This is a genomic window from Chryseobacterium nakagawai (assembly GCF_900637665.1).
GTDB lineage: Bacteria > Bacteroidota > Bacteroidia > Flavobacteriales > Weeksellaceae > Chryseobacterium > Chryseobacterium nakagawai.
In genome coordinates this window covers 5133749-5158662 of record NZ_LR134386.1, presented here as the reverse complement: position 1 = coordinate 5158662, position 24914 = coordinate 5133749, and the positions used below count along the sequence as shown (strand labels likewise).

Sequence of the window (24914 nt, the reverse complement as noted above, 5' to 3'; positions counted from 1 at the left end):
TGTTAAGGTATTGAAATTAAGAGAATCCAGGATTAAAAGATCAATTGAGGAAATTATTAAAGAAAACTAATTACTATATAGTAAAATGAAGAAAGACATTGATATGATTGAGTCTTTAATAAATAGGAATGAATATTTCTATAAGATTGGTAAGATTCAAAAGAATGAATATCTTATTAATAATTTTTTTCTAATAGATAAGTTAGAAGATATTTTGAGTAGGAGTCAAAGAGAAAAAATAATTGAATTCTTAACTGATGAATTTAGTTTGCCTAAATTTAACTTAAGTATATCAATTTTAAAAGCAGTACCAAATTAGGTTACTGCTTTTTTATTTCAAGTTTTTCTTCGATATTTTCAGCCTCACTTATTTCTTTTGGCTTAATGTCAAAATGTGTAATTATGCTACGTAAATAAGTTCTATCAATTATACTAGAGGCTCTTTCTTGATCTGAAAGTTTATCAATTTTTTCAATTATTTGAGTTTTAAGATCAGAAATTAAATTGTTCAAATAATCATGATTAATTTCTACTTCTTTTTCTTCGTTAATTACCACATAATTAATTTCATTTGCCGAAAGTCTTACAAGATAATCAGTTTCTAATAAAATGTGAAGAAGTTTCGCTATCGGGGCTGGAATACTTTCTCCTTTTTCATAACTAATAATACTTCTTCTATCAACACCCACTAACTCAGCAAGTTCTTGTTGAGTCAATTTAGCATTCTTACGTAATTCTTTTAATTTTTTATCGTTCATTTTCAAGTGGTTACAGTAAAATGTGAAAATTATTCACAAAAAACATTGTATGTGAAATATTTTCACATTACATTTGTTGTTAGAAACATGGTGACAAAGATATACAAAAATTAAAAAGTATTGATATATCTCATCAGGTTTAGAATAAAAATTTATTGTTATGACTATATCATCTGAAATTATAGAGTGTATCAAAAAACACACAAGCGAGCTAGACGTAACTGATGTGGCCAGAGCTACAGGAGCGGGGTTTCACACAGTAAGAAGACTTCGATTAGGAGAATTAAAAATCAATAACAATGAAAGAGTTGAATCGACTTTACTATTGATGGAAAAGGCTCTTGAAAACTCTAAAGATTCCCAAAATGAAATATCTCAAGAACAAGCAATTCTTGACCAAACTATAAAAACCTTTAAAAATGAAAAATCCATCGAAAACATTCAGAAACTGCAAGGTGCTCAATAAGAGTCAGGACGCAATAGGAGCAATGTTCTTAAGCACTATGAAAGAAGCTACCTGCATTGAGACAGGAAACGATCTTCTTCTGGCAGCTTACATGCTAAAGTTGAACAACTACTTTGAGATTGAAGACGAGTTTAACAGAAAATTTCCAATCAAATTTATTAAAGAATGAGTGTAGAACTTGATTTTAAAATAGCAAAAGATTATCTGGCAAAGCTTCCGGTAGAAAAAAGAAATGAGTTAATAACCGGAACACTTGGGCAAAAAGTTGATAAAGCGGAAAAAACCAGAATCCGGAAGTTTTGTTCAGATTATATAAAGAATAAAATAAAATCAGGGAAAATATAAAAACCGCCTGTTGGCGCAGACGGTCCTGATTACTTGTAATAATACAAATAACTAAAAAGTATGACAAAAGTACCATTTATTTCTCCAATACAGCAAATCCTGGTTCAGAACCTTGTTGTTGATATTGATACTGAGGAAAAAAAGTTTTGTGAAACTGAGCTTACAATCTGTGAAGACGAGAAAATCAGTTTAGACCTATCACTTGAGATCTCAATCGATTATCACCCTGAGTATGGCAGATCAGCAAAGAAAACGAAGGTTCATTACCTGGGAGGCTATGATAGTCGAGAAAATGAAGAGCTTGATTTAAGCAGGTCTGAGATCAAGTACATCGAAAAATACCTTTCTGAAAACTTAACCATTAATATTTAAATCATGGACCAATCAAATTTTAAAATAGGACAAATAGTGTATCAAGTGGGAGTAAATATACTATCACAGCTTCCAGAAGTACAAGAACATAAAGTACTATGTGTAGGAACAAAATCTATTTACACTACAGGCAAAGACGTTCATTTCCATTATAATAGTGAGTCAACATTCTTCTTTTCATTTATGGATGTGTTTAATCCGGATGAATTGTTAAATGCATTTGCTCACACTGTATGGACAGATGATAGAGAAAAAGCAGAAAAGTATTGTTCAAAAATGCTTGAGATAGTTCAATATAAGAATAACCTTAAAAAAGCAGGATAATGAAAGCATTATATAAATCATTAGCTGCTTTTCAGCAAGAGGTTCCTGTAATACATAAAGACACTCAGGGTTATGGTTATTCATATGCAGATCTTCCTGCAATATTTGAAATAATAAATCCATTATTAAAAATTAACGGTTTAGGTTTTACGCAGCCAATAAATGGAAAAGAAATCAAAACTATAATCTTTCATACGGAGACAGGAGAGTCTATTGAAAGCACAATCGAAATTCCTGAAGGGGTACAGTTAAAGGGGATGAACGATTATCAAGTTTTAGGATCTGCAATAACTTATTTACGAAGATATGCTCTAGCTTCTATACTGGGGTTAGTAACAGATAAAGATACAGATGGAAATGGTGTTGAGAAAAAGCAAAATAATGCAGTACAAAAACCACCTGTAAATCAAAAGCCAGCTGATCCAAAACCTTTGAATATTCTAAAAGTAGGTTCTAAAGCATGGAATAGCTTGACAGAAAAAGTCTCCAAAGGTGAAACAGTCACTAAAGAAGAGTTAAAAAAATACTTCGATATCAAAGAAGTTGAAAAAGATCTTGAAACCTTAAACATATTCTAATCATGAGTTTATCATCACAAATTTTCGAACAGTATCAGCAAGAGTTCATTAATAGATGTCAAGAGGTTGAAGACGGTAATGTTTCTCCACTTGATGCTGCTGTTTCATTTAAGCAAGAAATGGATTATTTAAATCAATTAGCTGAAGAAAGAAAGGTATGGTTAAATGAAAATGTAGATAGTATCACTGATGAAGCTGCAGCATATGGTAAAGAAGGATATAAGGGATTTATCTTTTCAAAAATGTACAAAGAAACCCCTTCTTTTAAGCATATTCCTGCATGGGTAACACTAGAAAACCAGAAGAAAGCATTGGAACAAAAGTCAAAGTTAGCCTTTAAAATGGTTCAGAATGGTGGGTTAAATGTTGATGAAAACGGCGAAGAAATTCCATTGCCTATTGTTAATACCACCTCCTATATAAAAGGTGAAAAGGTAAGAAAATGAAATCCATTGAGATTGACACCAGAATTTCAGAAGGTCAATTCAGAATGAATAAGGACCTCATCAGAAATGCAATATTGCAATTTGAAGGCAAGGAAATCAAAATAGTTTTCAAAAGAAAATACAAGAAAAGGAGTAATAATGAGAACGCTTTTTACTGGGGTGTTTGGATTCCTATCCTTCAAAGAGCAATACTTGATACCTGGGGCGAAATACGAGACGCCAACGATGTCCACGAAATAATTAAGCTTAACTGTAATTACGAAGAAAAAATAAATGAGGATACCGGTTCTTTTATCCGGGTTCCTAAGTCTTCTACTGAGCTTAATACATATGAGTGGGAGTTTGAATTTAAACAAAAGATCCGGCAGTTTGCTTTAGAGTTTTTCAATGTGACCTTACCTGAACCCAACGAACAATTAAAAATTGAATTATGAAAATCGGTGATTCAATGATTCTGAATAAAGATGCTGGCTACGGAAAAGCTTTATGGGCATCAAAAGGTGAAAAAGTAACAATAATCAGTATTAGTGGGAACGCTGTAACCTGTGAAAGATACAACGGTTTGAGATTCCCTTGTAACATTAAAGACTTAGAATAAAATCATGGAAAAACATTTTGAATTAACACAAGAATATAAGATCAATTTTTTAGGAATTAAGCTATTCAGAATTAAAGCTACTAAAAAATCAAAATATGTAAATGAAGGAGAAGTAGGTGGATGGGTTGAAAAAGAAGAGTGTCTGTCCGGTAATGCTTGGGTGTTCGGTGATGCTGAGGTGTTCGGTAATGCTAGGGTGTTCGGTGATGCTGAGGTGTTCGGTGATGCTAGGGTGTTCGGTAATGCTAGGGTGTTCGGTAATGCTTGGGTGTTCGGTAATGCTTGGGTGTTCGGTGATGCTGAGGTGTTCGGTGATGCTAGGGTGTTCGGTAATGCTAGGGTGTCCGGTAATGCTAGGGTGTCCGGTAATGCTTGGGTGTTCGGTGATGCTGAGGCAAAATCAAACAATGATTATTGCTGTTTCCAAAACTTCGGATCTGAAAATAGAACTACTACTTTTTTCAAAGAAAAAGACAATAAAATTAAAGTCAGTTGCGGTTGCTTTTCCGGCTCTATTGAAGAGTTTGAGAAAGAAGTTAGGAAAACACATGGTGAAGGTAAAAATGCGAAGGAATACATTTCAATCATTGAGGTAGTTAAAATAAAATTTGGATTGCAACCATGAAAAAAGATCAATTAAAAACCAACATAGAAAAAGCTGCTGAAGCTCACGCCAAGGAAACCCTGGGAGAAAAGCAGGAAAGCGAATTTAAAACAGCATCTAAAGCCATAAAAGACGACTTCAAAACAGGTGCTATCTGGATGTATAACTTCTTAAAATATAATACAAATCATGGGTAAAGTAATCGAAATCAATTCTGACCAATTAGAAAATATGGCAGTGTTATCTGAATTCGCTGATGAAAAGCAAATCGAAATTAAATCAGCTGCTTTAAAAGATATGTCATGTACTTACACTTATGAGCTATTACATGGTCTTACTAAAGGTGATCAGCTTACACATAAAGGAATGCACATTGTACATGATGATATGTTTGAAGCTTTTAAACAGCTTGATGTTTTCTTAGCCCATATTGATGGGGTATTCCATTGGGCGAATAATCAAACTCATATTGACGATTTAGAAGAACATGAGGATCTTGAAAAGTTCAACGTTTATTCCTTTAAAATTACTGGAACTGATGAAAACAAATCAGTGATTCTTTCCGGTAGTAAAGAATCAAGTATTGGAACAATCACATTCAGTACTCCTAAAGTTAAGATTGGTGACAATGGTACATACTTGTACATACAGGAGCTTAAAGATAGGTTAGATGTAGTAATTGAACAGGTAGAAGCTTATATGAACGGTAAAACCGCTCCACAATATGAACAGCTTTCTATGGACTTTGATGCTTCTGGAAATGATGAAGACTTTGAAAACGCAAAAGTAGAGTAGTATGGCAGTAGCAGAAATCGTAAAAGAAAATGCTCCCAACCTATTTACTATTGACAAACCAAAGTTCACCTTAAGACCTTATCAAAAAGAAGCTGTTGATTCTGGAGTTGACTTTTTTAAAAGCGACTCAAATAAAAATAAAATCTTAATTCTTCCTACCGGAGCAGGTAAATCTGTAGTAATTGCAAACATACTTGCTCCCCTGGAAGGGAAAACAATCATTTTACAGCCTTCAAAGGAAATCCTGGAACAGAACTTTGCAAAGTACATCAGTAGTGGATATCGGGCTTCTATTTACTCAGCATCAGCAGGTCAAAAGAAAGTTGATACAATAACATTCTGTACGATTGGAAGTATTATCAATAAGAAACATTTATTCCAGGGCCTTGAGTATATTATAATTGACGAATGCCATGCAGTTAACCCCAAAGGAGGAATGTATGAGGAATTCATAAGTGCTTTCCCAAAAGCTAAAGTACTTGGATTAACAGCAACGCCTTACAGACTTTCAAATGATAGTTTTGGCGCACAACTTAAGTTCTTGACGAGAACAAGACCTAAAATATTTGATGAGGTACTTTATTACGTCCAGAATTCAGAATTGTTTGATAATGGTTACCTCTCTAAACTTGAGTATTTCGCCTTCAATGTTGTTGATAGATCAATGCTTCAGGTTAATAGTACTGGAACTGACTTTACAGAGCAATCCTTAAGACGGTATTACAAAGTAATAGATATGCCTTCAAAGATAGTTGAATACTCTATGAGGCTTTTAGCAAAAAGAAAAAACTTATTGATTTTCTGCTCTCTCATTGAAGAAGCTGAGACTGTGTCAAAGAGAATTCCCGGATCTGTAGTTCTAACTGGACAAACAAGGAAAGAAGACAGGGAAAAGATTCTAACTCAATTCAAATCTGGAAAGATAAGATGTGTAGTTAATGTGGGGGTGCTCACAACGGGATTCGATTATCCGGAGTTAGAATGCGTTTTAATAGCCAGATCAACTATGTCACTTGCCTTATACTACCAGATTGTTGGAAGAGCAATGAGGATCTCACAAAAAAAAGAAAATGCCTGGATAGTTGACCTTGGAGGGAATATCAACTTTTTCGGCAAAATAGAAACAATGAAAATAGAGCAGACGCCAAACGGATTGTTTTTTATATCCAACAACGGCAGACAGCTTACGAATGTACCATTTCAAAAGTAAAACTAAACATGAGTAAAAAGGATTCATACTATTTCAGTCATGACAGTAACGCTCGTAATGATGAGAAACTTCTCGCCGTGCGAATGAAACTAGGAGCTGAAGGATATGGCATTTACTTTATGATTCTTGAAAGATTACGCGATGAAAGAGATAATATGAGCGTCAAAGATTATAACATTTTAGCCTTTGACTTTCGTGTAAGCTCTGAAAAAGTAAAATCAGTAATCGAAGATTTTGGCCTATTTGAATTTACAGACGATAAGAAATCATTCTTCTCTAAACGTATGGTTGAGAACATGAACTTCAAAAATGAAAAGTCTGAAAAAGCTCGAAAATCGGCAGAAATGAGATGGAATAAAAGCGAAAAAAATGCGAACGCATTGCCAACGCAAAACGAAGGGAATGCTTTAAAGGAAAGGAAAGTAAAGGAAAGTAAAGTAAAGGAAAGTAATACTGTTATAGATATTCCTTTTTCGCCTTCCGGCGATTCAACCCCTGTTAAATCTTTTAAACAATTTTCTAAACAGGAATTCTATGAATCGTTAAAAATCTTTGTCAAAGAATTTGGTAAGGATACCGTAAGAGACTTTTTCGATTATTGGACTGAGCCGTCAGCTTCTGGTAAAATGAGATTTCAACTCGAAAAGACCTGGAGTGCTAAAGGCAGACTAGGAACGTGGAAGAGAAATGAGCCAAAGTTTGGAGGAAGTAATCTGGTAAACAACAAAATTGAACAACAAAATATTCCGGGACCATGGCATTCGTAGACTTGTTAGGACAGACGCAGAGAAAAATGCGTCATATTCGAGAGAACGGAGAATTAATTCCTATTCATTTTGGATTTCACACATGGAATCAGTTTGACAAAGGTAAGTATCTGATGGGATCAAGGAAGTGCACTTTGTTGTTAGGGGGTGAGCCGAACCATGGGAAGTCACAGGTGACAAAAGAGCTTGTAATGCAATTAGTTGAAAAGCATAATCACAAAGTTGCTCTTTTTTGTACTGAAGATGGAGATGTGGAAAAGTTATTTTCAATTTATTGCCACATGTATCAGGGGAAACCGTACACAAAAGTCCGTCCAGATGGGAGTGTAAATCCTTATGCAATGACAGATGCTGAAGCAGATGAAGCAGAACATTACTTACTGGATAAAATATACATTTTCAAGCAAAACCGTAAAGAAACTAGTTATCAGACTTTAGACAACATCTACAAACAACTTGAAAAAGCGGAACTGCATTACGGGATTAAGTTTGACACTCTTGTTGTTGACCCCATCTACGACGTTGATGACTTTGAGCCTAAAGCAGATGAGGTACTGAGGTGCTTAAACCGAATTAACCTGGAAGCAGAAGAGAACAACCGGTTTGATATTATTGTTAACCACGTTGCAGAGACACACAAGACATTTGATCCAAAGACCGGTAAAAGAAAAAAGCATCTTGCTTTAGCTGATGAATTCTACGGAGGAAAGAATAACAACCGTAAAGCAATGCTGCAGATTCTTGTTCACCGTCCAGAGCCGAATGTTGATGAAAATGGAAAATGGCTTGAAGGACATGAGAATGATAGTATTGTAATAAGACCTAATCAGACTAACATTCACATACTTAAGGTAAAACCAGAAGGGATAGCAAAGTGGGGAGTGTATGATATATACTTCGATTTTAAAAGCAGAAGGTATTACGAAGACTATATCGAAAATGAAACGACAAAATTTGCTTTCGCCAGTTGCACAAAATTCTATGATAGAAGCCCAGTAAGTACACCTGTAAACATTAATCAATTCAGATTTACACCAGAAGAAGCATTTGGAAATGAAACAAGATCAACACAACCAATCTCACAGCCCGTATACACCGGAGACGATGACGATGATTTCCCATTTTAAGGGATGGCTTGCAAAATGGGATCGAAATATTGTCACCCAGGATGATGTGGAAACTCAACAAATTGTGACGGAAAAGATCATGAATGCATTTTCCGGAATAGAAGATATTCTACACAAGAGTGACCAAAAAGCAATGATAAAGGCTAGAGGAAATCTTTCACTTGGAACAAATGAGGCCAACGAAAAAGAAGTATTGGCTATGTTTGAAAATCAAAAAAAGTCATGGTACAAAGGTCTTAAGACCATTAGCCGAGACATGACTTACATAAAATCAATCTTAGAGAACATCTATGAAATTAAAAACAGAAGAAGTAGAGAATGTTTCCAGCTACGAGCCGAGAACTCAAAGCTCCGAGCCGAAATTGAGCAACTTAAACAAAGCCGAAGCAATGGGAGCTTTTAAAAGCCTCTACCAACAGAATAGAGAAAATAAATCACGAACATATTTAAAATCAGCTTATAATGAAAATCGCTCTAAAAATATTGGGTATACCCCAACCTAAGCAATCAACACGATTTAAGATTCAAAATTTTGGTAGTAAGCAATTCGCTAAAGCATATCAACCTGATAAGGTGGTTCAGAACGAAAGGAATATAGCTTTTGATGTCAAGTCACAGCTGCCAAATGGATTCGTTCCAATGACGGGAGCAATTCATGTTAAAAGGCTTTTATACGTTTTTCCTCCACTGAGTAGTTTTTCCAAAAAGAAACTCAAAGAAATAGAAGAGGGAAAAATTTTCTACAAAACAACTAAGCCTGACCTTACTGATAACCTCAACAAGCCGCTGTTTGACGCTTTACAAGGAATAGTTTACTTAAACGACTCTCAGGTATGTAAGTTCTCAGAGGTTGACAAAATATACGGCACAGTACCAAGAATTGAAATCGAATTTGAAGAATTATAATCATGGAAAGTAATACACAATTTAATTTTTACCAGTTTTTACTGGATAACGGCTACGAAAAAGAAGTAATCAGAGAAAGATCCGGTAAAACATTTGCTACAGTTTACCAAAAAGAAATTGAGGAAAAGACTTGGAATGCCCTTACAATACACCAAGACAAGAGCTTTACAGCCTCTTCCATATCCGGAAATCTAGAGTTTAAAGAGCAAGAACAGCCGACCTGTATCGAAGCCGCTCAAACAATTTTAGAAATAATAGAAAAAAAAGAATAAAATTAGAGTCAATGTGACTCTAATTTAAAAATTAATTCCTATATTTGTCATGTAAGTCATTGATTGATGAGTGACAAGAGCAGCGTTCTTAAAAAAGTTAAAAAAATAGTCTCAACCGAAGTTGGAATAACAGGGGCGGAATTAGTTTCCCAGTGTAGAAAACAAGAATTTGTTTATGCAAGAATGATATTCACATGTATCTGCAACAAACGATTTGGAATAACACAAAGGGAAATAGCAGCTTATCTGAAGTTAAAGCAACCCATGATAAGCTTGTATCTCTCCAATACTATAAAGGACCTTGAATTCAATGAAAGGTTCATAAAAAAGTACAACTCATGCTATGAGAGATTAAAAAAGCTTGATGAGGTTTACAATAAGCTAGAGACTAGGAATAGAATATTATCAAAATAAAAGCACTTACGAAAGGGAGCATTATTTTTCTTCAATTAATCGTTTTCAAAAGCATTCCCAATCAGCGTAGAAGATCATAAGTGCTTTTATTTTTATTTAAGGCAAACTTTTTTTCATATAAATATTTGGTGCTCCGGTCCTTTCGCCATATTTAGGGACCGGTTTTTAAAGGGAAAGTAGCTCAGCTGGTAGAGCAAGTAACTATTTAGTTGCTGAAGGTCGGTGGTTCAAGTCCATCCTTTTCCACAAACATTGAAAGAGCGTTATTCCCAATTGAAAACAGACTGATCATCTGGAGAATTGTACAAGCTTAGAGATTGGGAATAGCCATAGCGGGGTGGCTCCGGTAGGAAGAGAAATAATAATCTTTATAGGTTCGAATCCTTACCACCCACAAAATCCTGATATGCATGTCCCAAAGGTAGCAACGGCGAAACGGTAATTGCAGAGAGGTGAAAAGGAAAGTAACGCATAAGCAAGGTGGTTCGAAACGCTGTAGTTTATATAGGAGAAAGCCCGTCCTTTTTTTGACATCTTCGTCTAATTGGTTAGGACAGCATTCTTTCAAGATGCTAACACGGGTTCGAATCCCGTAGATGTTACGATTCTCATGTTTAATTTGAGTTTTCATGGTTATTAGTTTTTAGCCCGGCTAGCAAAATGCTGGTCGGGTTTTTTAATAGTCACGAATAGAAAATACGTACACACTGTTTGTTGAAGTCTATCATAACCCTTGTGCCTCAACTCGAAGGCTGGGAAAAACACAGAGAGATTGCCTCCGTTGGCTTCGTAAAAATTGAAGCGGATAAATTTCTCACGAGCGAGTATCAATGCGAGAGTTTGATTTTAAAATACAAAGTATGACGCCAAAAGAATTTCCAGAACAAAATATACTATTCGGAGCTGATCAGCCTGAATACTTGCCATTACCAGCACACAGAAATGAACAAGGTGATGTGATCACATGCTGGGAGCTGTCAGATGAGGAAGTAGAAATGCTAGTTGAAACCAAATGTCTTTTCCTTTCTCTGAAAACATTTAACCAACCATTACAGCCTGTATTCATTACAGCAGATCGATCAGAGTTATTTACAGAATAAAATGCATCACCTATGACTGACAAGGAAAAGAAAGACTACATAATTTCAAAAGGATGGTATACCATGTGGCATGAGAACTACTGGGTTCATAACAGTATAATGGCAGGTGCAAACCTTGATTGGTGTGGCATAGATCTGCACTCAGCATATGCTTGTCAATTAAAACACGATTCTAAAGAATAAATATATGGGAAAAGATTTTAAGATAGCATTGTATGGACGTTTTGCTGCAATAGATATCTGCCCTCCCAATCTTCTTACTAAGAAAGAAGAAGATTGTTTTGAGAAATGTGAAAGCTGTGAAAAAGAAACAGATATTAAAAGCATGTTTCAAGATGACGATTCAAATTGGTTTTGTCCCAAATGCTGGAATGAACTTGAACCTGTTATGAAAGCAGACTTTGAAGAACTCAAAAGAAATGGAGAAATAGATGCAGAAGAAACCCACAAATAAAACCTCAACAACAAAGAAGCCAGCCACTCCGAAAAAAAGAGTGGCTAAAACCGTTAAGCCTCTACCGGAAAAGCCAGAGGAAATTCCAGTTAATAAAATGTTTGGAAATCAATTCTGGAAGATGAGGTCAAAACATGGAAGAGAAAAGCTTTTTGAAACTCCCGAGGAATTGTGGGCTGCTGCATGTGAGTACTTCCAGTGGGTAGAAGATAATCCGCTACAAGAAACGAAGGTATTCCAACACCAAGGTGCAATCGTAACAGAAAAGGTGCCGATCATGCGAGCTATGACGTTAAGAGCCCTTTGTTTTTACCTTAATTGTGATGAGTCTTACTTCCGGAAATTTAAGTCAACTATCACTGAAGATAAGAAAGACTTTTTCACGGTCATTGCCAATATTGAGACTGTAATTTACAATCAGAAGTTCGAAGGTGCTGCTGGAAACCTGCTAAACGCAAACATTATTTCCCGTGACCTTGGCCTTGCCGACAAGAAAGAAGTCAGCGCCTCCGTGTCGTTTTTAGACTATCTAATGCAAAGCTCAGACGATGAAGAAAAAGACGATTAAAATACCTATTTACTTCGGTGATTTCATAATCATTCTTGATCCAGACGAGTGGAAAAACGTAAATGAAATGTATCAGCACCGTTTGGGATGGACCCGTCCAGCGGATAAGAGTGATGAAGCTTTCGTTTTTGAGGATAATCACAATGGGTATTCAAAATAATTGTCTGCTTTAAAAGACACTCTAAAAACAGTGTTATTGCTCATGAATGTGTACACCTTGTTAATAAGTTATTCAAAGACCGTGGTCAGCAATTGGATATCGAAAATGACGAGGCTCAAGCATACATGACGGGCTGGTTCTTTGAGCAAATAGAAAACTTCTTTAAAAATCAAAAATAACATATTCATGACAGTAGAAGAATTAAAAAAGTTATGGGGCAAAGACTTATTTGAAGCTTTCGCAGACCATTTTACAAATGATGGTTGGTTAACAACAGATTGGGGTCAGATTATTGAAAATGAAATTCCTCAGTTTGACAACGATTGGAATGATAATCCAAGATATAAAGATACTTACCAAAGAATGTATCTATTGGATCATGTAGAAAGTGATTGCGGAAAGTTTATCAAACCGATTGACTAAAATAAATAATTATGCAAACAAACGATTTAAACATTCTTTCAACAGCGAATTGGAGCGAGGAAGATTTTGCAAATCCTGAATCTTTATTGAGTAGAATCAGATTGAGTTCTGTTCAAACCTTAGGACGTATTGTGACAGAAGAGGATATACTGTCTTTGAGGGCAGGGCAAATGATCAATGAATCTGAAACGTTCGACTGGGCTGATGTAAAAATACCACCATCTAAGGAAATGCTTGCTGAGGTTAAAAGAACCGTTTCCTACTACGAAACATTAGGCAAGTCCAGAAGATGGATACGTAGATACATTAAAAGGAAATTCAACATTACTGAATACTAAAATTATGGAAAACTTTGATAAACGACTGGAAAATATTGCATTAGGCTTATCTGTGCCTGTAGAGCGTTTAAAGCTTATAGTAGACCAAATTAAAGTAAAAGACAGAATGAATGGTGATGACTTGTGTAAACTAACCGAAACTGGAATTCCTTTCATCAATACTTTTGCTGAATTGACTTTTGAAAATCCTCAAATCGTCAATGATATGGTCAAAGAAGGAAAAATAAACTTCTTTCATCTTAAGATGGTTATTAAATATCTAACAAACAAAGGAGGGATGTTCCACAATCTAAAAGAAAAGCAATCTCAAACTTGGGCTGCTCAGTATGAAAGATTGTTAAAGAAGGCAATCGATGCCCCATTTAATCCAGTCATTATGATATCTGAATCAGGAGCTATTGATTTAAAACACGTTGAAATACCGCTATTATTTAAACGTGTTCTTGTCATGTATTTAAATCAATACTTTCATTATAGAAAAATAAAGCATAAGCTTTGGGATATTATTTCAATTCAAATTGTATCACAATCAGAAATTACAATTGTGCTCAGGAATATTGGTCTATTAATCGGGAAAAACGGCAGTAGAATTAAAGATCTTGAATTGTTCTTGTCTGAAAGATTTAAAAGAGATGTAAAGGTGAATGCGTCCAAGCATTTAGAGTGGTTTGAAAATGACGTAAAACCTATTTCTTAAATGTCAAACACGGCAGTACAACAAAAGGCAATGCTCAAATTCGGTGAGTGGAGGGCGGACTGGAACAAGTTCGCCTATGACGTTTTAAAGGCACGCCTGGACCGGGAACAACAGGCAATCATCGATTCTGTACAGTACAACCCCCGTACTTCTGTAATGTCAGGTACTTCCCGCGGAAAAGACTTTGTTTCCGCTGTTGCTGCCATGTGCTTTATGTATCTGACTCCGAAATGGTCTAAAGGTAACCTCATCCATAATACTAAAGTGGCAATGACTGCTCCCACGGGTAGACAGGTAGAGAACATCATGCAACCAGAGATATCCCGACTTTACAACAACGCCTTAAGTCAAGGGATACAGCTCCCGGGGCGTTTAGTTGGTAATGATATCCGTACAGATTGGGATGAATGGTTTTTGACTGGATTTAAAGCTGATGATAACATGACCGAAGCCTGGACCGGATTCCACGCAGTTAACACCATGTTCATTGTGACTGAGGCTACCGGTATTACAGAGGGCACATTTCACGCTATAGAAGGTAACCTGCAGGGAAATTCTCGGATGCTGATCGTATTCAACCCGAATGTGTCTACTGGATATGCAGCGGAATCGCAACGAGAGAAAAGATGGAAATGTTTTAGCCTGAATTCACTAAATGCTGTCAACGTTGTAGAAAAGAAAATGATCATCCCCGGACAGGTTGACTATGAGTGGATCAATGATAAGTTACAAACGTGGTGTACTGTGATATCCGAGAACGATGTACTTGTTGAAGAGGATGACTTTCAGTTTGAGGGTGTATGGTATCGTCCGAATGACCTTTGTAGAGCTAAAATCCTTGGAAAGTTCCCTAAAGTGTCTGAAGATGCGCTAATACCTCAGCAGTGGATAGAACTTGCCAACAAACGCTGGTTAGACTATCAACAACAGTCAGTAAAACCACACAAGAAGAATCATAACCTGATATTAGGATCTGATATTGCCGGTATGGGGCGTGACAATACCGTTGACTGTCACCGCTATGGAAACTATGTGGATAAGTTCGATATAAAACACTCAGCAGGGAAAGCTAATCACATGGAAGAAGCTGGGAAAATAGCAAATCTCCTGCGCTCAAACCCGAAGGCGGTAGCCTCAATTGATACAATAGGTGAAGGAGCGGGTGTTTACTCCCGTTTGGTTGAGCTTGGTCTTGAGGATCGAGTGATTTCCTGTAAGTATTCAGCAAAACCAGAATTTGAAAGTTATGAGCTTAAAGATAGCACTGAGCAGTATTCATTCGTTAACATGCGTGCATATCTGTTCTGGTGTGTTCGTGAGTGGCTGGATCCTAAAAACGAACATAATGCAATGCTACCGCCTTCACCAACATTTATGAAGGAAGCGACAGCAATAAAATACTTCTTCCAATCGAACGGGAAAATATTAATTGAAAAGAAAGAAGATATAAAGAAACGAATTAAACGCTCTACGGATGAATTTGACGCACTGGCAAACACATTCCATCCATACGAACCACCATTTGTTTCAGGAGCCTTAGAAGGGGTCCTTTGGTAAATAAAATCAGTTTGAAAATGGCAGAAATAAAAGTATACAAAGTAAGCACTGATGATGGGATGGGTGGAGCAAATCACCTGGGTTATGTGTCCGGTAATATCGAAGACATAAAAAAGTTTTTCGAGCCTAAAAAGGTAAATGAGATTTATCTTGATGAAATATCTGTAAAAGAAATTACGTCTGAACTAGCAATTGCTACTGAAAGCCTTAATCAGGAAAAGAAAACGCTTGAAATTCGAATAAAAGAGATCAACGAAATATTGAATAGTTAATATGGAAAAGCCGTCATTGGGAGTAATCCCTGAAAAAATTTGGAAAGAAAAAAGGATTGAAGATTTATCAAATGCTATTCAGTTGAGGGTAAAAATGTGTACTTCACATCCTGTACCTGCTGAATGGATTGAAGAGCTGAATAAACTAAGGCGTGAAATTTATGGACCTCCAACAAAAATTTGTTTTGGAAAGCCTGGTCAAGAAAACGAACTCAATACTTTCTCTATTATTAAAATACAACTATGAACATAGCAGAAATCACACTAAAAACAACACCGGAAGATCAGATAAAAGTACTGATGGTTGATAGGGGAGACAAGCCAAAGCTGGAAGACTTAAAAAAGGATTGGAAAGTATCCGAACACCGAACTATTACTGACACCTCATTTCTTCCGAATAAAGAGATTAAAGATCCTGAGGGCAAAGTCATAAAGACGAAGATGGTTAATCGAATAGCTATGCCAGTGCAAAAGTATATTGTAAATAGTGCCGTGTCTTTTGGTTTTGGTAATCCCGTTACAATTCAGAGCAATGCTGAGGTAGGTTCTCAAGAGGAAACGGTAGAAAAAGCTATCCAGAAGATATTATTACAGAATAAGGCTGATATTAAGAACAGACAAGCCGCTAGGGAATTATACAGGTCTACAGAAATTGCTGAGTATTGGTATTATCAGAAATCAGAACCGCATGAGGATTATGGCTTTCCTTGTAATTTCCGGATTAAGCTAAAGCTATTCATTCCTTGGAAAAATGACACTTTGTATCCAATGTTCAACGAATATGATGATATGGTGGCGTTTTCACGTGGTTTTACGCTTCTAAATGCTGAAAAAAAGGCTATTGAGTACTTTGAAACATTCACGGATACTGAGATTGTGCGTTTCATGAAAGGAGAAAACGGGTGGGAGATTGTTCCAATTGAAGAAGCTGGGAAAAATCCTATAGAGAAAATCCCTGTTGTGTATGGCACTCAGGAGGAAACGGAATATGAAGATGTGAAGTATGATATAGAGCGTTTAGAGCTTCTTTTATCCCGTCATGCTGAAATTAACGACTACCACGCAGCACCGACAACATTCATCAAAGGGAAAGTGACAGGTTTACCGCAAGCCGGTGAGTCCAATAAGGCAATTCAAGGGGGGCCGGAGTCTGATATGAAAGTATTATCATGGGATGCAGCTCCGGAGTCTGTGAAGCTTGAGATTGAAACAAGGCTTGAGAATATCCATAAATTCACCAAAACACCCGATCTTTTCCGTCAGGTCAAAGGATTGAATCAAGTGTCTGGAATCATGCTTAAAATGCTATTCATGGACGCTCACTTGAAGGTGCAAGAGAAAGCGGAGATCTGGGAAGAGTATTTTACTCGCAGATACAACATTTTGAAAGCTTATGTAGGTAAACTTCTCAATACTTCACTTCTGGAAGCTTCCAACAAACTTGAGCTCGAACCAGTAATCAAGCCTTACATGATTCAGGATACGAAAGAGTGGGTAGAAACTCTTATGACAGCCAACGGTAACAAGCCATTGATTTCTCAACAGCTTTCGGCTGAATTGTCTGCTCTCGCACCGGCTGAGGATTGGATTGTACTTCAAGCAGAACAGGAAGCTGAAAAGACAGAAAACGTATTTGGTAATCCAACAGATTTATAACTATGACAAAGAAGAAAGCTAAAGAAAAAGGATTTACTCATATTGGGTACACTTACGGTTGCGTGAAGATTTATGCTAAAGACGTAGATTCTTATATGCCAGAACTTACTGGGGTAAATTGGTTTTATAATGGGCTTCTGGAAATTGCAACCTGGTTAGACGTAAATCTTCAGATAAATGACGGGTTTTACATGGAAGTAGCAGAAATGAAGTAAAATAAAACCCCTGAATTAACAGGGGTATTTTATGCTATCTATTACAATACTCAAAAAGCATTGATAAAGCCCATTTTGGCAATGGTTTGCTTTGCTGGGTTTGATTCTTTACACTATCAGCGGTAATGCCAATAATTTTAGCTATATCATCATTGGTCAAATTCTTTTCTTTTTTATATTTTCGCCAGTCGTCATGGTTGGCCTCTCCCCAACACCACAGAACATCAGGTAAATAACTGAAATATTGAGCTGATGCCAAAACTTTTTTACATTGAGGACATTTAATAATGAAAGTCGCGTCATTTGGCTTTTCAATAACACCTTTTTCTTTTTCTAGTTCTAAAAATTTATGTATCATAATATATTATTTTAAAAAGAATTCTATTCTATCTTTAATGAAATTAATATCATTAGCGTATTTATCTTCATCATCAAAATAAATATAATCTACAGAAATATTTAATTCATCTTCTAACTCAGCTACATTGTTTTGCATTTCTTTTTCAGAAAGATTCGCATTAACATAAACTAAAAGCAATTCTTCAATACCTTCATTATTTTCTTCAATGTTATAGTGTTTTGCGTTATGATCAGCAAATCTTACCAGCTTATTACCTTGACGATGGTAAAAAGACTTACCCAACAAATTAGAAGAGTTACCGAAAGTGTAATTGTAAATGTCGTGAATGAAAGTCATAACTGTTTGTTTTTGTTATACAAATGTAATAATAATATTACACATATACAATACTTAAGTAATAATATTATTACAATTTATTTCAATTCTAAATAAGTTAGAGGAATCTATTGTATTTAATTAGATTATTGTAACTTTGAACTAGAAGTTCTTTAAATCAATATCATGGCAGATCTGCACGACGATAATTTTGACGCTAAACACTTTCAGCGGGGTGAGTACAACGTAAGGAGAATTAACAATCTTTATCGAAAGCTTATTGAGGAGGTTGTGAAGCTTATCACATTAGGTCGTATTGACACTTCTAAACTATTTTCATTCTCTGACTATCCGGACCTAAATAAATCAGCAAACAAGCTTTTTGAACAATTCACAAAGAACGTTATTGCTGAGCTTTACACACAGATTGACAATAGTTGGTCTACTGCTGAGGATAAGCAAGCTAAATTAGTATCGAAAATAGCCCAAAAACTGAATCTTTCAAAAGAGCAGGTTCAAGAATACCTAAATCCGAATAAAGAGGCTTTAAATGCATTTAAAAAGCTTAAAGAAAATGGTGTAGGTTTATCTGATCGTGTGTGGAAGCTTTCAGATCAGTTCCGGAATGAAATAGAATTAGGTTTGGATATCGGAATTGGCGAGGGAAAGTCAGCTGCTAAACTTGCCAGAGAGCTGAGGTCAAACCTGAATGATCCTGACAGGCTTTTCCGTAGAGTACGTGATAAGCATGGGAACCTTGTGCTTTCGAAAGCTGCTAAAGCCTTTAATCCGGGGCAAGGCGTTTACCGATCGTCAGCGAAAAACGCTCAGAGGCTAACAAGGACCATTAATAATATGGCTTATCATCAGGCCAATCATGAGAAGTATCAACAGTTTGATTTCGTAGTAGGTATTCAGATTAAGCTTTCAAATAATCCAAATCATTGCCCATTTTGCGAGGCAATGGCGGGAAATTATCCTAAAGATTTTGTATTTGTCGGTTGGCATCCGCAATGCCGATGCACTACGATTGCAATTCTAAAGACGTGGGAAGAGATGGAAAGAGATAATGATCTTATTTGGCAGGGGAAGGAGCCTAAAGGCAGCGTTAATGAAGTGGATGAGGTTCCAGATGTGTTTGTCAATTGGCTAGTGGATAATAGTAATAAAATAAAGAAATCGAAGTCAAAGCCGTACTTTATCAATAACAATAAGAAGCTTCTGGAACAGTATGTATGATAAACAATACTTATTTTAAATAGGCTTTTTGTTATATTTGTTGAAACCACTCCTGAAATTAGATTCAGGAGTGAGTTTTGAAAATTCTTAGCTTGATTTAAAGATAATTATTCAAAATATCTTTATAGGCTTTATTTAGATCGTTTATCTGTTCTTTTGTAAGGCCACCAGATAGTAAGTTGTTAATAGTAAACTTGGTTGCTAATTGAAATTTTTTCATTAAGCTTTCAGGATTAATTACTCGATTGTTTTTTTTAGTTAAGTTGTTCTTTCTGATAAACAGATCTAAATTTGTTTTGGTTTCTTTTTTCATTTCTTTAAAATTAATTATTGTCAAAATTACCCTATCCAAGTCATGGTCTTTATGGGTATAAATTTATTTATCCAAAATTACTTAGTCGTCTTTGTGGTGTTTATGAATATAAATTTTTTTAACATTAATTGTTTGAGATTTACGTTAATGAGAGTTTAACAATAATTTTTAGTATTTTAGAGAAAGTAACTCAAATGTTACCATAAATTATGAACTTAATTTTTAAAACACTAAATAAACCTGCAACTAATACGCAAGCTAGTAAAGTGGTATATGACGGATATGAGACCGCCTTTCAGAAATCAATAAAAGAAGATCTAAGTAAGGTTAAAGACAAGCTGGAAGGATTAGAAATTACAGTAACCCTTGATTTTGAAAAGGGGATAGGAAGTTTTTCAGGAGATATACCTGATGATAAAATGGAGATTATTAAAGAAGCAACAAAACAAAAATAAAAACGGCCCCTTAATTGGGGCTTTATTGTATAATGGAGAATTCAGTTTTTGGAGCAAAATATTCACGTCCATCATCTGTTTTAATAACCCACGTTACCCACGGAAAAAACTGACGGCTGGGAATTTCTCTCAGATAAGTTCCTGTAACTCCAGAAATATGCTTTAACTTAGTCATATTGTTTTATTTCAAAGATAATTTATTTTTTCTCCAATAAACTTCCTTACATTTTTTACACTTGTATTGTGTGTACTCACTACCTCCAACACCTGAAGGAAATGACCATCCACCACAATTTTTGTGTTTTCTATGTAAAAATAATATTGGAATTACTAAAAGAAGAACAGCGCCTAAAAATACTGTAATAGTTTCAAAAATACTTGCATAATTCATAACAATCAATTATTTCAAAGTTAGCTCTTTTCCTTTAAGTGCGAAGAAAAGGTTTTGCAGTTCGTGGACATATTTAATTAGACCTTTAATTTATTTTAATTTGGCAAAACTATAGTCATTTTTAGAAATTTCAATGATTGTACTTAAGAATTTCTCATTTGTTACCAATCCTTCAACTATTTCATTCTGCGGAACGTAAAATCCAAAAGGGATACCAATTACTTTATGTAGTTGATGAAAGTCATCGTAGTCCATTCTGTCTTTTTTTTCTATTTTCTCAGCTACTGTTAGAATTTCAGATAAATAGACATTGTGTTTAATAGCAATTATTTCTACTGCTTTCAAAAAATCTTTGTTTCTTTCGAAATTAAAATTACTCATAACTTAGTTTTACTTAATAATTCGACTTTTTTAATTACACAATACTTAGTTCGTAGTTCGTCTCCAAGCTTCATTGCGTGTTTATAAATATATTGTTGGGAGTATCCGACCTGTTGAGGTGTGAAAAGCTCATATATAGCCGAAATAGTCCCGAAATAGTAATCCGTCTTATCTTTTATTGGATCAAAGAATCTAACGTGGTATATGGACTTTATTTTCATTTATTTCTTTATGTTATTTTGGAAGAGTAATTCTTCGGGCGTTCAAGGTATTTATGAAAGTGATTTTCTTTTCTTTAACCATTTTAGCAAGCAGTTCATTTCTATCTGAAATTGAAAGCTTAATAATTTCGTCAATCTCATTAATGTCAGAGCCGTTTGCTCCTCCGCAATTTTTATAATCTTCTCTTAATTTTATCAGAATTTTAGCTTCTATTTCTTCCATGTTTTCCATGGAGTAAAGATACTACTTATCATAGTCTCTTCCTATGAGATGTCCGAACATAAAAAAATCAATAGGATTAATGTATTTGCCATCTTTTCTCGTGAATTGAATGCATGAGTCATAGTGTCCACGTTCAATTTTAATATCATGAAGCTTCCTTAAACCTTTGCCTAGAACGCTTGTTTTCAAAGCGTCTATAATAGCCAGGATAATAAAGTTTTGCTGCTTAATCCTCAATCGTTTCATATTTCTAATTTACTTTTGTTGTTTGGTTTTATGTTGTGGGTTTCCGTAATTACTCTTCAATCTCATGTCCTGGACAGCCGCCTCCGAATGGATCAAAGCCAATACATTTATCAGGACTACATGACATTAATTTATGCCCTTTTGCTTGTAATTCAGCAATTATCTTTCGAACTTCTTTATCAGCCATTGTTTTACCGTTTTCATCGTCGAAAATATTTATTTTCTTTCCTTTATAATTTCTGAGTATTCCTTCAAGGTTAATACTCATATGGTGTATTACTTTCATCTTTACACTATTTCAAAAATTATACATTTCTCAGGGTTGAAGGTCCGGGATTCGGATTCTTCGTAATTCCTAGTTCTTTTAGCAATTGTAAACATATCAGTATATTCATTGCATCTGTCCAATTCTTTTTTAAATGGATTCTCTTCCCAATACCATCCATTAGACTCAATGGCGGAAATGAAGGATTGTAAGGCATTATTAGTCCAGCCAAATGTTTTTATATCAACTCCTTTATAATCGTATAATTTAAAAACAACTTGACCAAACATATGAGCTGTCTGTAATTCGCCTTCAACTAATCCCTTCGCGATCTCTTCAGTAAGATCCGAGCCTTTGCAGATAAGTTTGAAATGCCCTTCAATAAGATCTGATACATGGCTATTTTTATCCTTGTAAATTATTCCCTCCTTTCCCAATTTTATTTCGCTGGACTCCACAATAAAGAGTCTTTTATTTAAATTCAATTCTAAACTATTCATGATTGTTCTTTTATTGTTAGTTCTTCCCCACAAAGCGAGTGAAAAAGGTTTTGAAGTTGGTGTACGTGTTTAATTTTGACAGAGGGAGGAGATTCCATGTAATTACAGATAATAAATCTTATCTCATCTTTAGGCATTGATACACTGTAATCACCTAATTTGTAATACTTATGGACTAATTTCTCAAACCCCATTTTCAGCAGCCAGTCTTCTGTTAGCTCTATGGGCTCGTATTGGTCCGGATATTTTTCAATATCCCAAAATGTTTGGTTATCTACATTGACAACAATTCCGTTGCGTAAAACTTTATTTCCTAAACGCAGTTCTTGTAGTGCTATCATGAGTTCTTGTTTTTGTATTTAAAATAATAAAGTGCAAGTGTTAAAGGCTCCCATCCGAATTCTTTTCCAAGGTCAATCCAAATATTTCTATCATAAAGAATCCAACCATCCTTTAAAACTTCTTTATCTTCTTCAGTTCTTGTGTTATCCCAATACTTTATTACCTCCTCAATTCTCTCAATCTGTTTAGGCTGAATACCAAATGTAATTTTGATTTTTTGATATTCCATAATTCTTGTTTTAAAGTGCCACCCTAAGATGGCACGGGGTTAATCAATAAGACCAAGTAAGGCGCCTTTTTTATAAATAACAGGCTCGCCAGAAATATCTTCACCTTCATAAGTACTTACAGGTTCAATTCCTTCACCAGATGGATTGATTTGATCTTCTTCCGCTTCCAAAACTTCCTGAATTGAATGACCTGATATTTCAGCGTTTTCATCATCAATTTTCCAAAAGAATGCACGAACGTTAAGATCTTCATCATTTTTAGTGTTCAGAATTTCTTTTAATTCTTTCCATGTTAATCCTTTCTCGTTACTTTTTAGTGTTTTAAATTTTTCCATTGCTTTATTATTTATTGGTTAAAGTTGCTTTGTTGATAAACTGGTCTTCCGGCAATTGGAAGATATTTAAATGCCATTCTAAGAGCTTTATGATTAAATAGTATGGTAATTCAGTTATGCATGTATTTCCTTCCAATATGCTACTTAACATATGTTCAAAAACACCTCTATTTACGCCAAAATTAGATGCATAATTCATCAGTCTTTCAGTCGGTACAAATGTTTCCCCCTCATGCTCTATCTCCTTGGTTAAATAGGATAGATCGTAGAGAATGGGCTTAACTTCTTCAATCTTAAAACCGTTTCCAATTCCTCCAGACGGTTTTAAGTTTATTTCAGGCTCATATTTGAGCGTTTCTTCATTCCATTCTGTTGATGCCCACAATGGATAATCAGAGACTGTTTTCACGTCTGTTAATAAATGTCGTTCATTATCTTTTGAGGATATGAATTCCAATCCATACGGTATATAAGCCGAGTAAATTTTTAAAAGTTCTTCTTTTGTCATTGTATTGTTTTTTAGTGATTAAAAACCCATTCAATCGGGGTGTTTCTGCATTTAATCGACGGTTTGTCAGTATTGGCTCCTTTCCCTTACCGAATTATGATTAGCCAGGCGTTGAGCTTTGCTACCCGCTGCAGTATTAAGCTACCTTCTTACCTTGTTTTTGAATGGGATTATGGTTATCGTTATTTTTTAATCAATCCATGTAGGAATTTTATTAGTTCTGGGGATTGGTCTTTGAGGTAAGGTTTGGATAGGTCCCATTTTATCATCTCGCTATTTTCATCATAGTATAGTCCATTTAACACATGCGAAAAAACACCATCTGTATACATTGATACTTCATCATTATCAATAAATTCCAGAACATCATTAAGCATTGGGTCTTTGCCTATTACTTTTGAAAAAAGACTCATTTCGTCCTTAAAGTAAGTAACAATTCCTCCTGAATTTTTCCATAGTATGTGCAGAGGATTTCCATCATTAAGTACTGTTCCAGACCAGTTATCCCACTCAACGATACATCCTACTTCTAATTCCATTAGCCTCGGAAGCTTCTCCCGTATATCGGCTGTTAGTTCTTCTAATAGTTTCATAAATTATATTTGAAATAATAAAGCTAATTCAGGATTAAAAGACTCTACATTGCAGTAAATACTATCTAAGTCAGTATTACGAACATCTTTCATAAAAGCTAAATATTCATCATCTGTAAGATTAAGTTCCGATTTTATATTCTCGCCTTTACACATATAACTTACTTCATAATCATTGTAGTTAATATACTCTTCTCTTTCATCAGGTGAGTCAAACTGCCATAGTAAGTATTCAACATTCTTAATTTTGATATGCTCTTGTTTCATTGTATTTTATTTTCAGGATTAGTGATTGAGTCTTCCATTTTTTCAAAGTCACCGACAAAAATGTCGCCAACCTGATCGCTATATGCAAGCGTTTTAAATCTCTCCGCTATTCTCTTCTGCTGTTCGGTTTGTACGAGATCGCAGGCAGCGAAAACAAGGTCTGTTATTTCTCCAATAGCTTTCCTTTTTGAAATTTCTCCGTTTTCAACTTCAAACAATGTGTACATTAAAAACTCTTCAAATTTTTCTTTGTAATTTTCTTTAGAAAACCGATCAAATATCTCTTGTTTCTCTTGGTGACTCATGG

General features: G+C 35.2%; 53 protein-coding genes and 2 tRNA genes. 37 read left to right on the top strand and 18 right to left on the bottom strand.

What is annotated here, in order from left to right; translation table 11 throughout:
* The first annotated feature begins 85 nt into the window (after nucleotides 1-85).
* The gene (locus tag EL260_RS23405) at nucleotides 86-319 is read left to right on the top strand and encodes a hypothetical protein (protein WP_123857881.1); all 234 of its coding nucleotides are present in this window, start codon (nucleotides 86-88) and stop codon (nucleotides 317-319) included.
* Between the two features lies 1 nt (nucleotide 320).
* Here the strand turns inward: EL260_RS23405 and EL260_RS23400 are convergent, their stop codons facing one another.
* Nucleotides 321-758 carry a helix-turn-helix transcriptional regulator gene (locus EL260_RS23400; protein ID WP_123857880.1) on the bottom strand — a complete coding sequence of 146 codons (438 nt, stop codon included), beginning with the start codon at nucleotides 756-758 and terminating at the stop codon, nucleotides 321-323.
* A 160-nt stretch (nucleotides 759-918) separates the two neighbouring features.
* Here EL260_RS23400 and EL260_RS23395 point away from each other — a divergent pair, with 160 nt between their 5' ends.
* The 34 genes from EL260_RS23395 to EL260_RS23245 all read left to right on the top strand — a co-directional run bounded on the left by EL260_RS23395 (nucleotide 919) and on the right by EL260_RS23245 (nucleotide 17422).
* Nucleotides 919-1224 (top strand): hypothetical protein, encoded by a 306-nt coding sequence (locus EL260_RS23395; RefSeq protein ID WP_123857879.1) that lies wholly within the window; start codon nucleotides 919-921, stop codon nucleotides 1222-1224.
* The gene (locus tag EL260_RS23390) at nucleotides 1178-1393 is read left to right on the top strand and encodes a hypothetical protein (RefSeq protein ID WP_123857878.1); all 216 of its coding nucleotides are present in this window, start codon (nucleotides 1178-1180) and stop codon (nucleotides 1391-1393) included. Before EL260_RS23395 ends, EL260_RS23390 begins: the two co-directional genes overlap by 47 nt.
* Nucleotides 1390-1569 (top strand): hypothetical protein, encoded by a 180-nt coding sequence (locus EL260_RS23385; protein ID WP_123857877.1) that lies wholly within the window; start codon nucleotides 1390-1392, stop codon nucleotides 1567-1569. The genes EL260_RS23390 and EL260_RS23385 overlap by 4 nt, the downstream gene beginning before the upstream one ends.
* Nucleotides 1570-1629: 60 nt before the next feature.
* Nucleotides 1630-1941, top strand: a complete 312-nt coding sequence (locus EL260_RS23380) for a hypothetical protein (RefSeq protein WP_123857876.1) — start codon at nucleotides 1630-1632, stop codon at nucleotides 1939-1941.
* A 3-nt stretch (nucleotides 1942-1944) separates the two neighbouring features.
* Nucleotides 1945-2265 (top strand): hypothetical protein, encoded by a 321-nt coding sequence (locus EL260_RS23375; protein WP_123857875.1) that lies wholly within the window; start codon nucleotides 1945-1947, stop codon nucleotides 2263-2265.
* The gene (locus EL260_RS23370; protein ID WP_123857874.1) at nucleotides 2265-2843 is read left to right on the top strand and encodes an ERF family protein; all 579 of its coding nucleotides are present in this window, start codon (nucleotides 2265-2267) and stop codon (nucleotides 2841-2843) included. Before EL260_RS23375 ends, EL260_RS23370 begins: the two co-directional genes overlap by 1 nt.
* A 2-nt stretch (nucleotides 2844-2845) precedes the next feature.
* Nucleotides 2846-3289, top strand: coding sequence for a hypothetical protein (locus tag EL260_RS23365; protein ID WP_123857873.1), 444 nt, complete (start codon nucleotides 2846-2848; stop codon nucleotides 3287-3289).
* Nucleotides 3286-3723: a hypothetical protein gene (locus tag EL260_RS23360; RefSeq protein ID WP_123857872.1), complete on the top strand. Its 438-nt coding sequence runs from the start codon at nucleotides 3286-3288 to the stop codon at nucleotides 3721-3723. Before EL260_RS23365 ends, EL260_RS23360 begins: the two co-directional genes overlap by 4 nt.
* Nucleotides 3720-3887: a hypothetical protein gene (locus EL260_RS25760; protein WP_164466570.1), complete on the top strand. Its 168-nt coding sequence runs from the start codon at nucleotides 3720-3722 to the stop codon at nucleotides 3885-3887. Before EL260_RS23360 ends, EL260_RS25760 begins: the two co-directional genes overlap by 4 nt.
* A gap of 4 nt (nucleotides 3888-3891) precedes the next feature.
* Entirely contained in the window at nucleotides 3892-4512 is a 621-nt protein-coding gene (locus tag EL260_RS23355) for a hypothetical protein (RefSeq protein ID WP_123857871.1), read from the top strand.
* Nucleotides 4509-4688, top strand: a complete 180-nt coding sequence (locus tag EL260_RS23350) for a hypothetical protein (RefSeq protein ID WP_077417950.1) — start codon at nucleotides 4509-4511, stop codon at nucleotides 4686-4688. The genes EL260_RS23355 and EL260_RS23350 overlap by 4 nt, the downstream gene beginning before the upstream one ends.
* Nucleotides 4681-5286, top strand: a complete 606-nt coding sequence (locus EL260_RS23345) for a hypothetical protein (RefSeq protein ID WP_123857870.1) — start codon at nucleotides 4681-4683, stop codon at nucleotides 5284-5286. The genes EL260_RS23350 and EL260_RS23345 overlap by 8 nt, the downstream gene beginning before the upstream one ends.
* A gap of 1 nt (nucleotide 5287) precedes the next feature.
* Complete coding sequence (locus tag EL260_RS23340) at nucleotides 5288-6496, top strand: DEAD/DEAH box helicase (protein WP_123857869.1); 1209 nt, start codon at nucleotides 5288-5290, stop codon at nucleotides 6494-6496.
* 8 nt (nucleotides 6497-6504) lie between these two features.
* On the top strand, nucleotides 6505-7263 hold the full coding sequence (locus EL260_RS23335) for a Lin1244/Lin1753 domain-containing protein (RefSeq protein WP_123857868.1): 759 nt from the start codon (nucleotides 6505-6507) through the stop codon (nucleotides 7261-7263).
* Nucleotides 7251-8390, top strand: a complete 1140-nt coding sequence (locus tag EL260_RS23330) for a P-loop NTPase family protein (RefSeq protein ID WP_228445582.1) — start codon at nucleotides 7251-7253, stop codon at nucleotides 8388-8390. Before EL260_RS23335 ends, EL260_RS23330 begins: the two co-directional genes overlap by 13 nt.
* Nucleotides 8317-8793 carry a hypothetical protein gene (locus tag EL260_RS23325; RefSeq protein WP_123857867.1) on the top strand — a complete coding sequence of 159 codons (477 nt, stop codon included), beginning with the start codon at nucleotides 8317-8319 and terminating at the stop codon, nucleotides 8791-8793. The genes EL260_RS23330 and EL260_RS23325 overlap by 74 nt, the downstream gene beginning before the upstream one ends.
* Nucleotides 8794-8852: 59 nt before the next feature.
* Nucleotides 8853-9296, top strand: coding sequence for a RusA family crossover junction endodeoxyribonuclease (locus EL260_RS23320; RefSeq protein ID WP_123857866.1), 444 nt, complete (start codon nucleotides 8853-8855; stop codon nucleotides 9294-9296).
* A 2-nt stretch (nucleotides 9297-9298) separates the two neighbouring features.
* Nucleotides 9299-9568 carry a hypothetical protein gene (locus tag EL260_RS23315; RefSeq protein ID WP_123857865.1) on the top strand — a complete coding sequence of 90 codons (270 nt, stop codon included), beginning with the start codon at nucleotides 9299-9301 and terminating at the stop codon, nucleotides 9566-9568.
* Between the two features lie 66 nt (nucleotides 9569-9634).
* Nucleotides 9635-9982 carry a helix-turn-helix domain-containing protein gene (locus EL260_RS23310; RefSeq protein WP_123857864.1) on the top strand — a complete coding sequence of 116 codons (348 nt, stop codon included), beginning with the start codon at nucleotides 9635-9637 and terminating at the stop codon, nucleotides 9980-9982.
* Nucleotides 9983-10152: 170 nt separating this feature from the next.
* Nucleotides 10153-10228 (top strand) — tRNA-OTHER (locus EL260_RS23305).
* A gap of 283 nt (nucleotides 10229-10511) precedes the next feature.
* Nucleotides 10512-10584 (top strand) — tRNA-Glu (locus tag EL260_RS25380).
* A 258-nt stretch (nucleotides 10585-10842) separates the two neighbouring features.
* The gene (locus EL260_RS23300) at nucleotides 10843-11082 is read left to right on the top strand and encodes a hypothetical protein (protein WP_123857863.1); all 240 of its coding nucleotides are present in this window, start codon (nucleotides 10843-10845) and stop codon (nucleotides 11080-11082) included.
* A gap of 12 nt (nucleotides 11083-11094) precedes the next feature.
* Nucleotides 11095-11265 carry a hypothetical protein gene (locus EL260_RS25755; protein ID WP_164466569.1) on the top strand — a complete coding sequence of 57 codons (171 nt, stop codon included), beginning with the start codon at nucleotides 11095-11097 and terminating at the stop codon, nucleotides 11263-11265.
* Nucleotides 11266-11269: 4 nt separating this feature from the next.
* Nucleotides 11270-11536, top strand: coding sequence for a hypothetical protein (locus EL260_RS23295; RefSeq protein WP_123857862.1), 267 nt, complete (start codon nucleotides 11270-11272; stop codon nucleotides 11534-11536).
* Nucleotides 11514-12104 carry a DNA-packaging protein gene (locus tag EL260_RS23290; RefSeq protein WP_123857861.1) on the top strand — a complete coding sequence of 197 codons (591 nt, stop codon included), beginning with the start codon at nucleotides 11514-11516 and terminating at the stop codon, nucleotides 12102-12104. The genes EL260_RS23295 and EL260_RS23290 overlap by 23 nt, the downstream gene beginning before the upstream one ends.
* A complete protein-coding gene (locus EL260_RS23285) occupies nucleotides 12085-12264 on the top strand; it encodes a hypothetical protein (protein ID WP_123857860.1) in 180 nt (59 codons plus the stop codon). The genes EL260_RS23290 and EL260_RS23285 overlap by 20 nt, the downstream gene beginning before the upstream one ends.
* 186 nt (nucleotides 12265-12450) lie before the next feature.
* Nucleotides 12451-12687, top strand: coding sequence for a hypothetical protein (locus EL260_RS23280; protein WP_123857859.1), 237 nt, complete (start codon nucleotides 12451-12453; stop codon nucleotides 12685-12687).
* A gap of 11 nt (nucleotides 12688-12698) precedes the next feature.
* Nucleotides 12699-13025, top strand: a complete 327-nt coding sequence (locus tag EL260_RS23275) for a hypothetical protein (RefSeq protein WP_123857858.1) — start codon at nucleotides 12699-12701, stop codon at nucleotides 13023-13025.
* Between the two features lie 4 nt (nucleotides 13026-13029).
* Nucleotides 13030-13722 carry a hypothetical protein gene (locus tag EL260_RS23270; RefSeq protein WP_123857857.1) on the top strand — a complete coding sequence of 231 codons (693 nt, stop codon included), beginning with the start codon at nucleotides 13030-13032 and terminating at the stop codon, nucleotides 13720-13722.
* Nucleotides 13723-15279 (top strand): hypothetical protein, encoded by a 1557-nt coding sequence (locus EL260_RS23265; protein ID WP_198418055.1) that lies wholly within the window; start codon nucleotides 13723-13725, stop codon nucleotides 15277-15279.
* A gap of 17 nt (nucleotides 15280-15296) precedes the next feature.
* Complete coding sequence (locus EL260_RS23260) at nucleotides 15297-15551, top strand: hypothetical protein (RefSeq protein WP_123857856.1); 255 nt, start codon at nucleotides 15297-15299, stop codon at nucleotides 15549-15551.
* A gap of 1 nt (nucleotide 15552) precedes the next feature.
* Complete coding sequence (locus tag EL260_RS23255) at nucleotides 15553-15798, top strand: hypothetical protein (RefSeq protein WP_123857855.1); 246 nt, start codon at nucleotides 15553-15555, stop codon at nucleotides 15796-15798.
* On the top strand, nucleotides 15795-17207 hold the full coding sequence (locus tag EL260_RS23250) for a phage portal protein (RefSeq protein WP_123857854.1): 1413 nt from the start codon (nucleotides 15795-15797) through the stop codon (nucleotides 17205-17207). The genes EL260_RS23255 and EL260_RS23250 overlap by 4 nt, the downstream gene beginning before the upstream one ends.
* Before the next feature lie 2 nt (nucleotides 17208-17209).
* Complete coding sequence (locus tag EL260_RS23245; protein WP_123857853.1) at nucleotides 17210-17422, top strand: hypothetical protein; 213 nt, start codon at nucleotides 17210-17212, stop codon at nucleotides 17420-17422.
* Nucleotides 17423-17456: 34 nt separating this feature from the next.
* On the opposite strand, the gene EL260_RS23240 is transcribed toward EL260_RS23245, so the two are convergent.
* Together EL260_RS23240 and EL260_RS23235 are read right to left on the bottom strand one after the other, a co-directional pair.
* On the bottom strand, nucleotides 17457-17780 hold the full coding sequence (locus tag EL260_RS23240) for a hypothetical protein (protein ID WP_123857852.1): 324 nt from the start codon (nucleotides 17778-17780) through the stop codon (nucleotides 17457-17459).
* A 6-nt stretch (nucleotides 17781-17786) separates the two neighbouring features.
* Nucleotides 17787-18119 carry a hypothetical protein gene (locus tag EL260_RS23235; RefSeq protein WP_123857851.1) on the bottom strand — a complete coding sequence of 111 codons (333 nt, stop codon included), beginning with the start codon at nucleotides 18117-18119 and terminating at the stop codon, nucleotides 17787-17789.
* 165 nt (nucleotides 18120-18284) lie between these two features.
* Between EL260_RS23235 and EL260_RS23230 the strand changes: the two genes are divergently transcribed.
* Nucleotides 18285-19337, top strand: coding sequence for a structural protein (locus EL260_RS23230; protein WP_123857850.1), 1053 nt, complete (start codon nucleotides 18285-18287; stop codon nucleotides 19335-19337).
* A 97-nt stretch (nucleotides 19338-19434) separates the two neighbouring features.
* Here EL260_RS23230 and EL260_RS23225 read toward each other — a convergent pair whose 3' ends face one another.
* Nucleotides 19435-19650 (bottom strand): hypothetical protein, encoded by a 216-nt coding sequence (locus EL260_RS23225; protein ID WP_123857849.1) that lies wholly within the window; start codon nucleotides 19648-19650, stop codon nucleotides 19435-19437.
* Nucleotides 19651-19859: 209 nt separating this feature from the next.
* Between EL260_RS23225 and EL260_RS23220 the strand changes: the two genes are divergently transcribed.
* Nucleotides 19860-20105 (top strand): hypothetical protein, encoded by a 246-nt coding sequence (locus tag EL260_RS23220; protein ID WP_123857848.1) that lies wholly within the window; start codon nucleotides 19860-19862, stop codon nucleotides 20103-20105.
* 22 nt (nucleotides 20106-20127) lie between these two features.
* Here EL260_RS23220 and EL260_RS25750 read toward each other — a convergent pair whose 3' ends face one another.
* The 14 genes from EL260_RS25750 to EL260_RS23155 form a co-directional block, all read right to left on the bottom strand.
* Entirely contained in the window at nucleotides 20128-20280 is a 153-nt protein-coding gene (locus EL260_RS25750) for a hypothetical protein (RefSeq protein WP_164466568.1), read from the bottom strand.
* 6 nt (nucleotides 20281-20286) lie between these two features.
* Nucleotides 20287-20496 carry a hypothetical protein gene (locus tag EL260_RS23215; protein WP_123857847.1) on the bottom strand — a complete coding sequence of 70 codons (210 nt, stop codon included), beginning with the start codon at nucleotides 20494-20496 and terminating at the stop codon, nucleotides 20287-20289.
* Between the two features lie 90 nt (nucleotides 20497-20586).
* Nucleotides 20587-20877, bottom strand: coding sequence for a hypothetical protein (locus EL260_RS23210; RefSeq protein WP_123857846.1), 291 nt, complete (start codon nucleotides 20875-20877; stop codon nucleotides 20587-20589).
* A 234-nt stretch (nucleotides 20878-21111) separates the two neighbouring features.
* Nucleotides 21112-21321, bottom strand: a complete 210-nt coding sequence (locus tag EL260_RS23205) for a hypothetical protein (protein ID WP_123857845.1) — start codon at nucleotides 21319-21321, stop codon at nucleotides 21112-21114.
* 21 nt (nucleotides 21322-21342) lie between these two features.
* Nucleotides 21343-21567 (bottom strand): hypothetical protein, encoded by a 225-nt coding sequence (locus tag EL260_RS23200; protein WP_123857844.1) that lies wholly within the window; start codon nucleotides 21565-21567, stop codon nucleotides 21343-21345.
* A gap of 49 nt (nucleotides 21568-21616) precedes the next feature.
* On the bottom strand, nucleotides 21617-21853 hold the full coding sequence (locus tag EL260_RS23195) for a hypothetical protein (protein ID WP_123857843.1): 237 nt from the start codon (nucleotides 21851-21853) through the stop codon (nucleotides 21617-21619).
* A gap of 2 nt (nucleotides 21854-21855) precedes the next feature.
* On the bottom strand, nucleotides 21856-22332 hold the full coding sequence (locus EL260_RS23190; RefSeq protein WP_123857842.1) for a hypothetical protein: 477 nt from the start codon (nucleotides 22330-22332) through the stop codon (nucleotides 21856-21858).
* Nucleotides 22329-22673 (bottom strand): hypothetical protein, encoded by a 345-nt coding sequence (locus EL260_RS23185; RefSeq protein ID WP_123857841.1) that lies wholly within the window; start codon nucleotides 22671-22673, stop codon nucleotides 22329-22331. Before EL260_RS23185 ends, EL260_RS23190 begins: the two co-directional genes overlap by 4 nt.
* Nucleotides 22670-22903 (bottom strand): hypothetical protein, encoded by a 234-nt coding sequence (locus tag EL260_RS23180; RefSeq protein WP_123857840.1) that lies wholly within the window; start codon nucleotides 22901-22903, stop codon nucleotides 22670-22672. Before EL260_RS23180 ends, EL260_RS23185 begins: the two co-directional genes overlap by 4 nt.
* Before the next feature lie 39 nt (nucleotides 22904-22942).
* Nucleotides 22943-23239, bottom strand: a complete 297-nt coding sequence (locus tag EL260_RS23175) for a hypothetical protein (protein ID WP_123857839.1) — start codon at nucleotides 23237-23239, stop codon at nucleotides 22943-22945.
* Between the two features lie 7 nt (nucleotides 23240-23246).
* Nucleotides 23247-23747 (bottom strand): hypothetical protein, encoded by a 501-nt coding sequence (locus EL260_RS23170; RefSeq protein ID WP_123857838.1) that lies wholly within the window; start codon nucleotides 23745-23747, stop codon nucleotides 23247-23249.
* A gap of 182 nt (nucleotides 23748-23929) precedes the next feature.
* Nucleotides 23930-24340, bottom strand: coding sequence for a hypothetical protein (locus EL260_RS23165; RefSeq protein WP_123857837.1), 411 nt, complete (start codon nucleotides 24338-24340; stop codon nucleotides 23930-23932).
* A gap of 3 nt (nucleotides 24341-24343) precedes the next feature.
* Complete coding sequence (locus EL260_RS23160; protein WP_123857836.1) at nucleotides 24344-24607, bottom strand: hypothetical protein; 264 nt, start codon at nucleotides 24605-24607, stop codon at nucleotides 24344-24346.
* Nucleotides 24604-24912: a hypothetical protein gene (locus EL260_RS23155; RefSeq protein WP_123857835.1), complete on the bottom strand. Its 309-nt coding sequence runs from the start codon at nucleotides 24910-24912 to the stop codon at nucleotides 24604-24606. The genes EL260_RS23160 and EL260_RS23155 overlap by 4 nt, the downstream gene beginning before the upstream one ends.
* Between the last annotated feature and the right edge of the window lie 2 nt (nucleotides 24913-24914).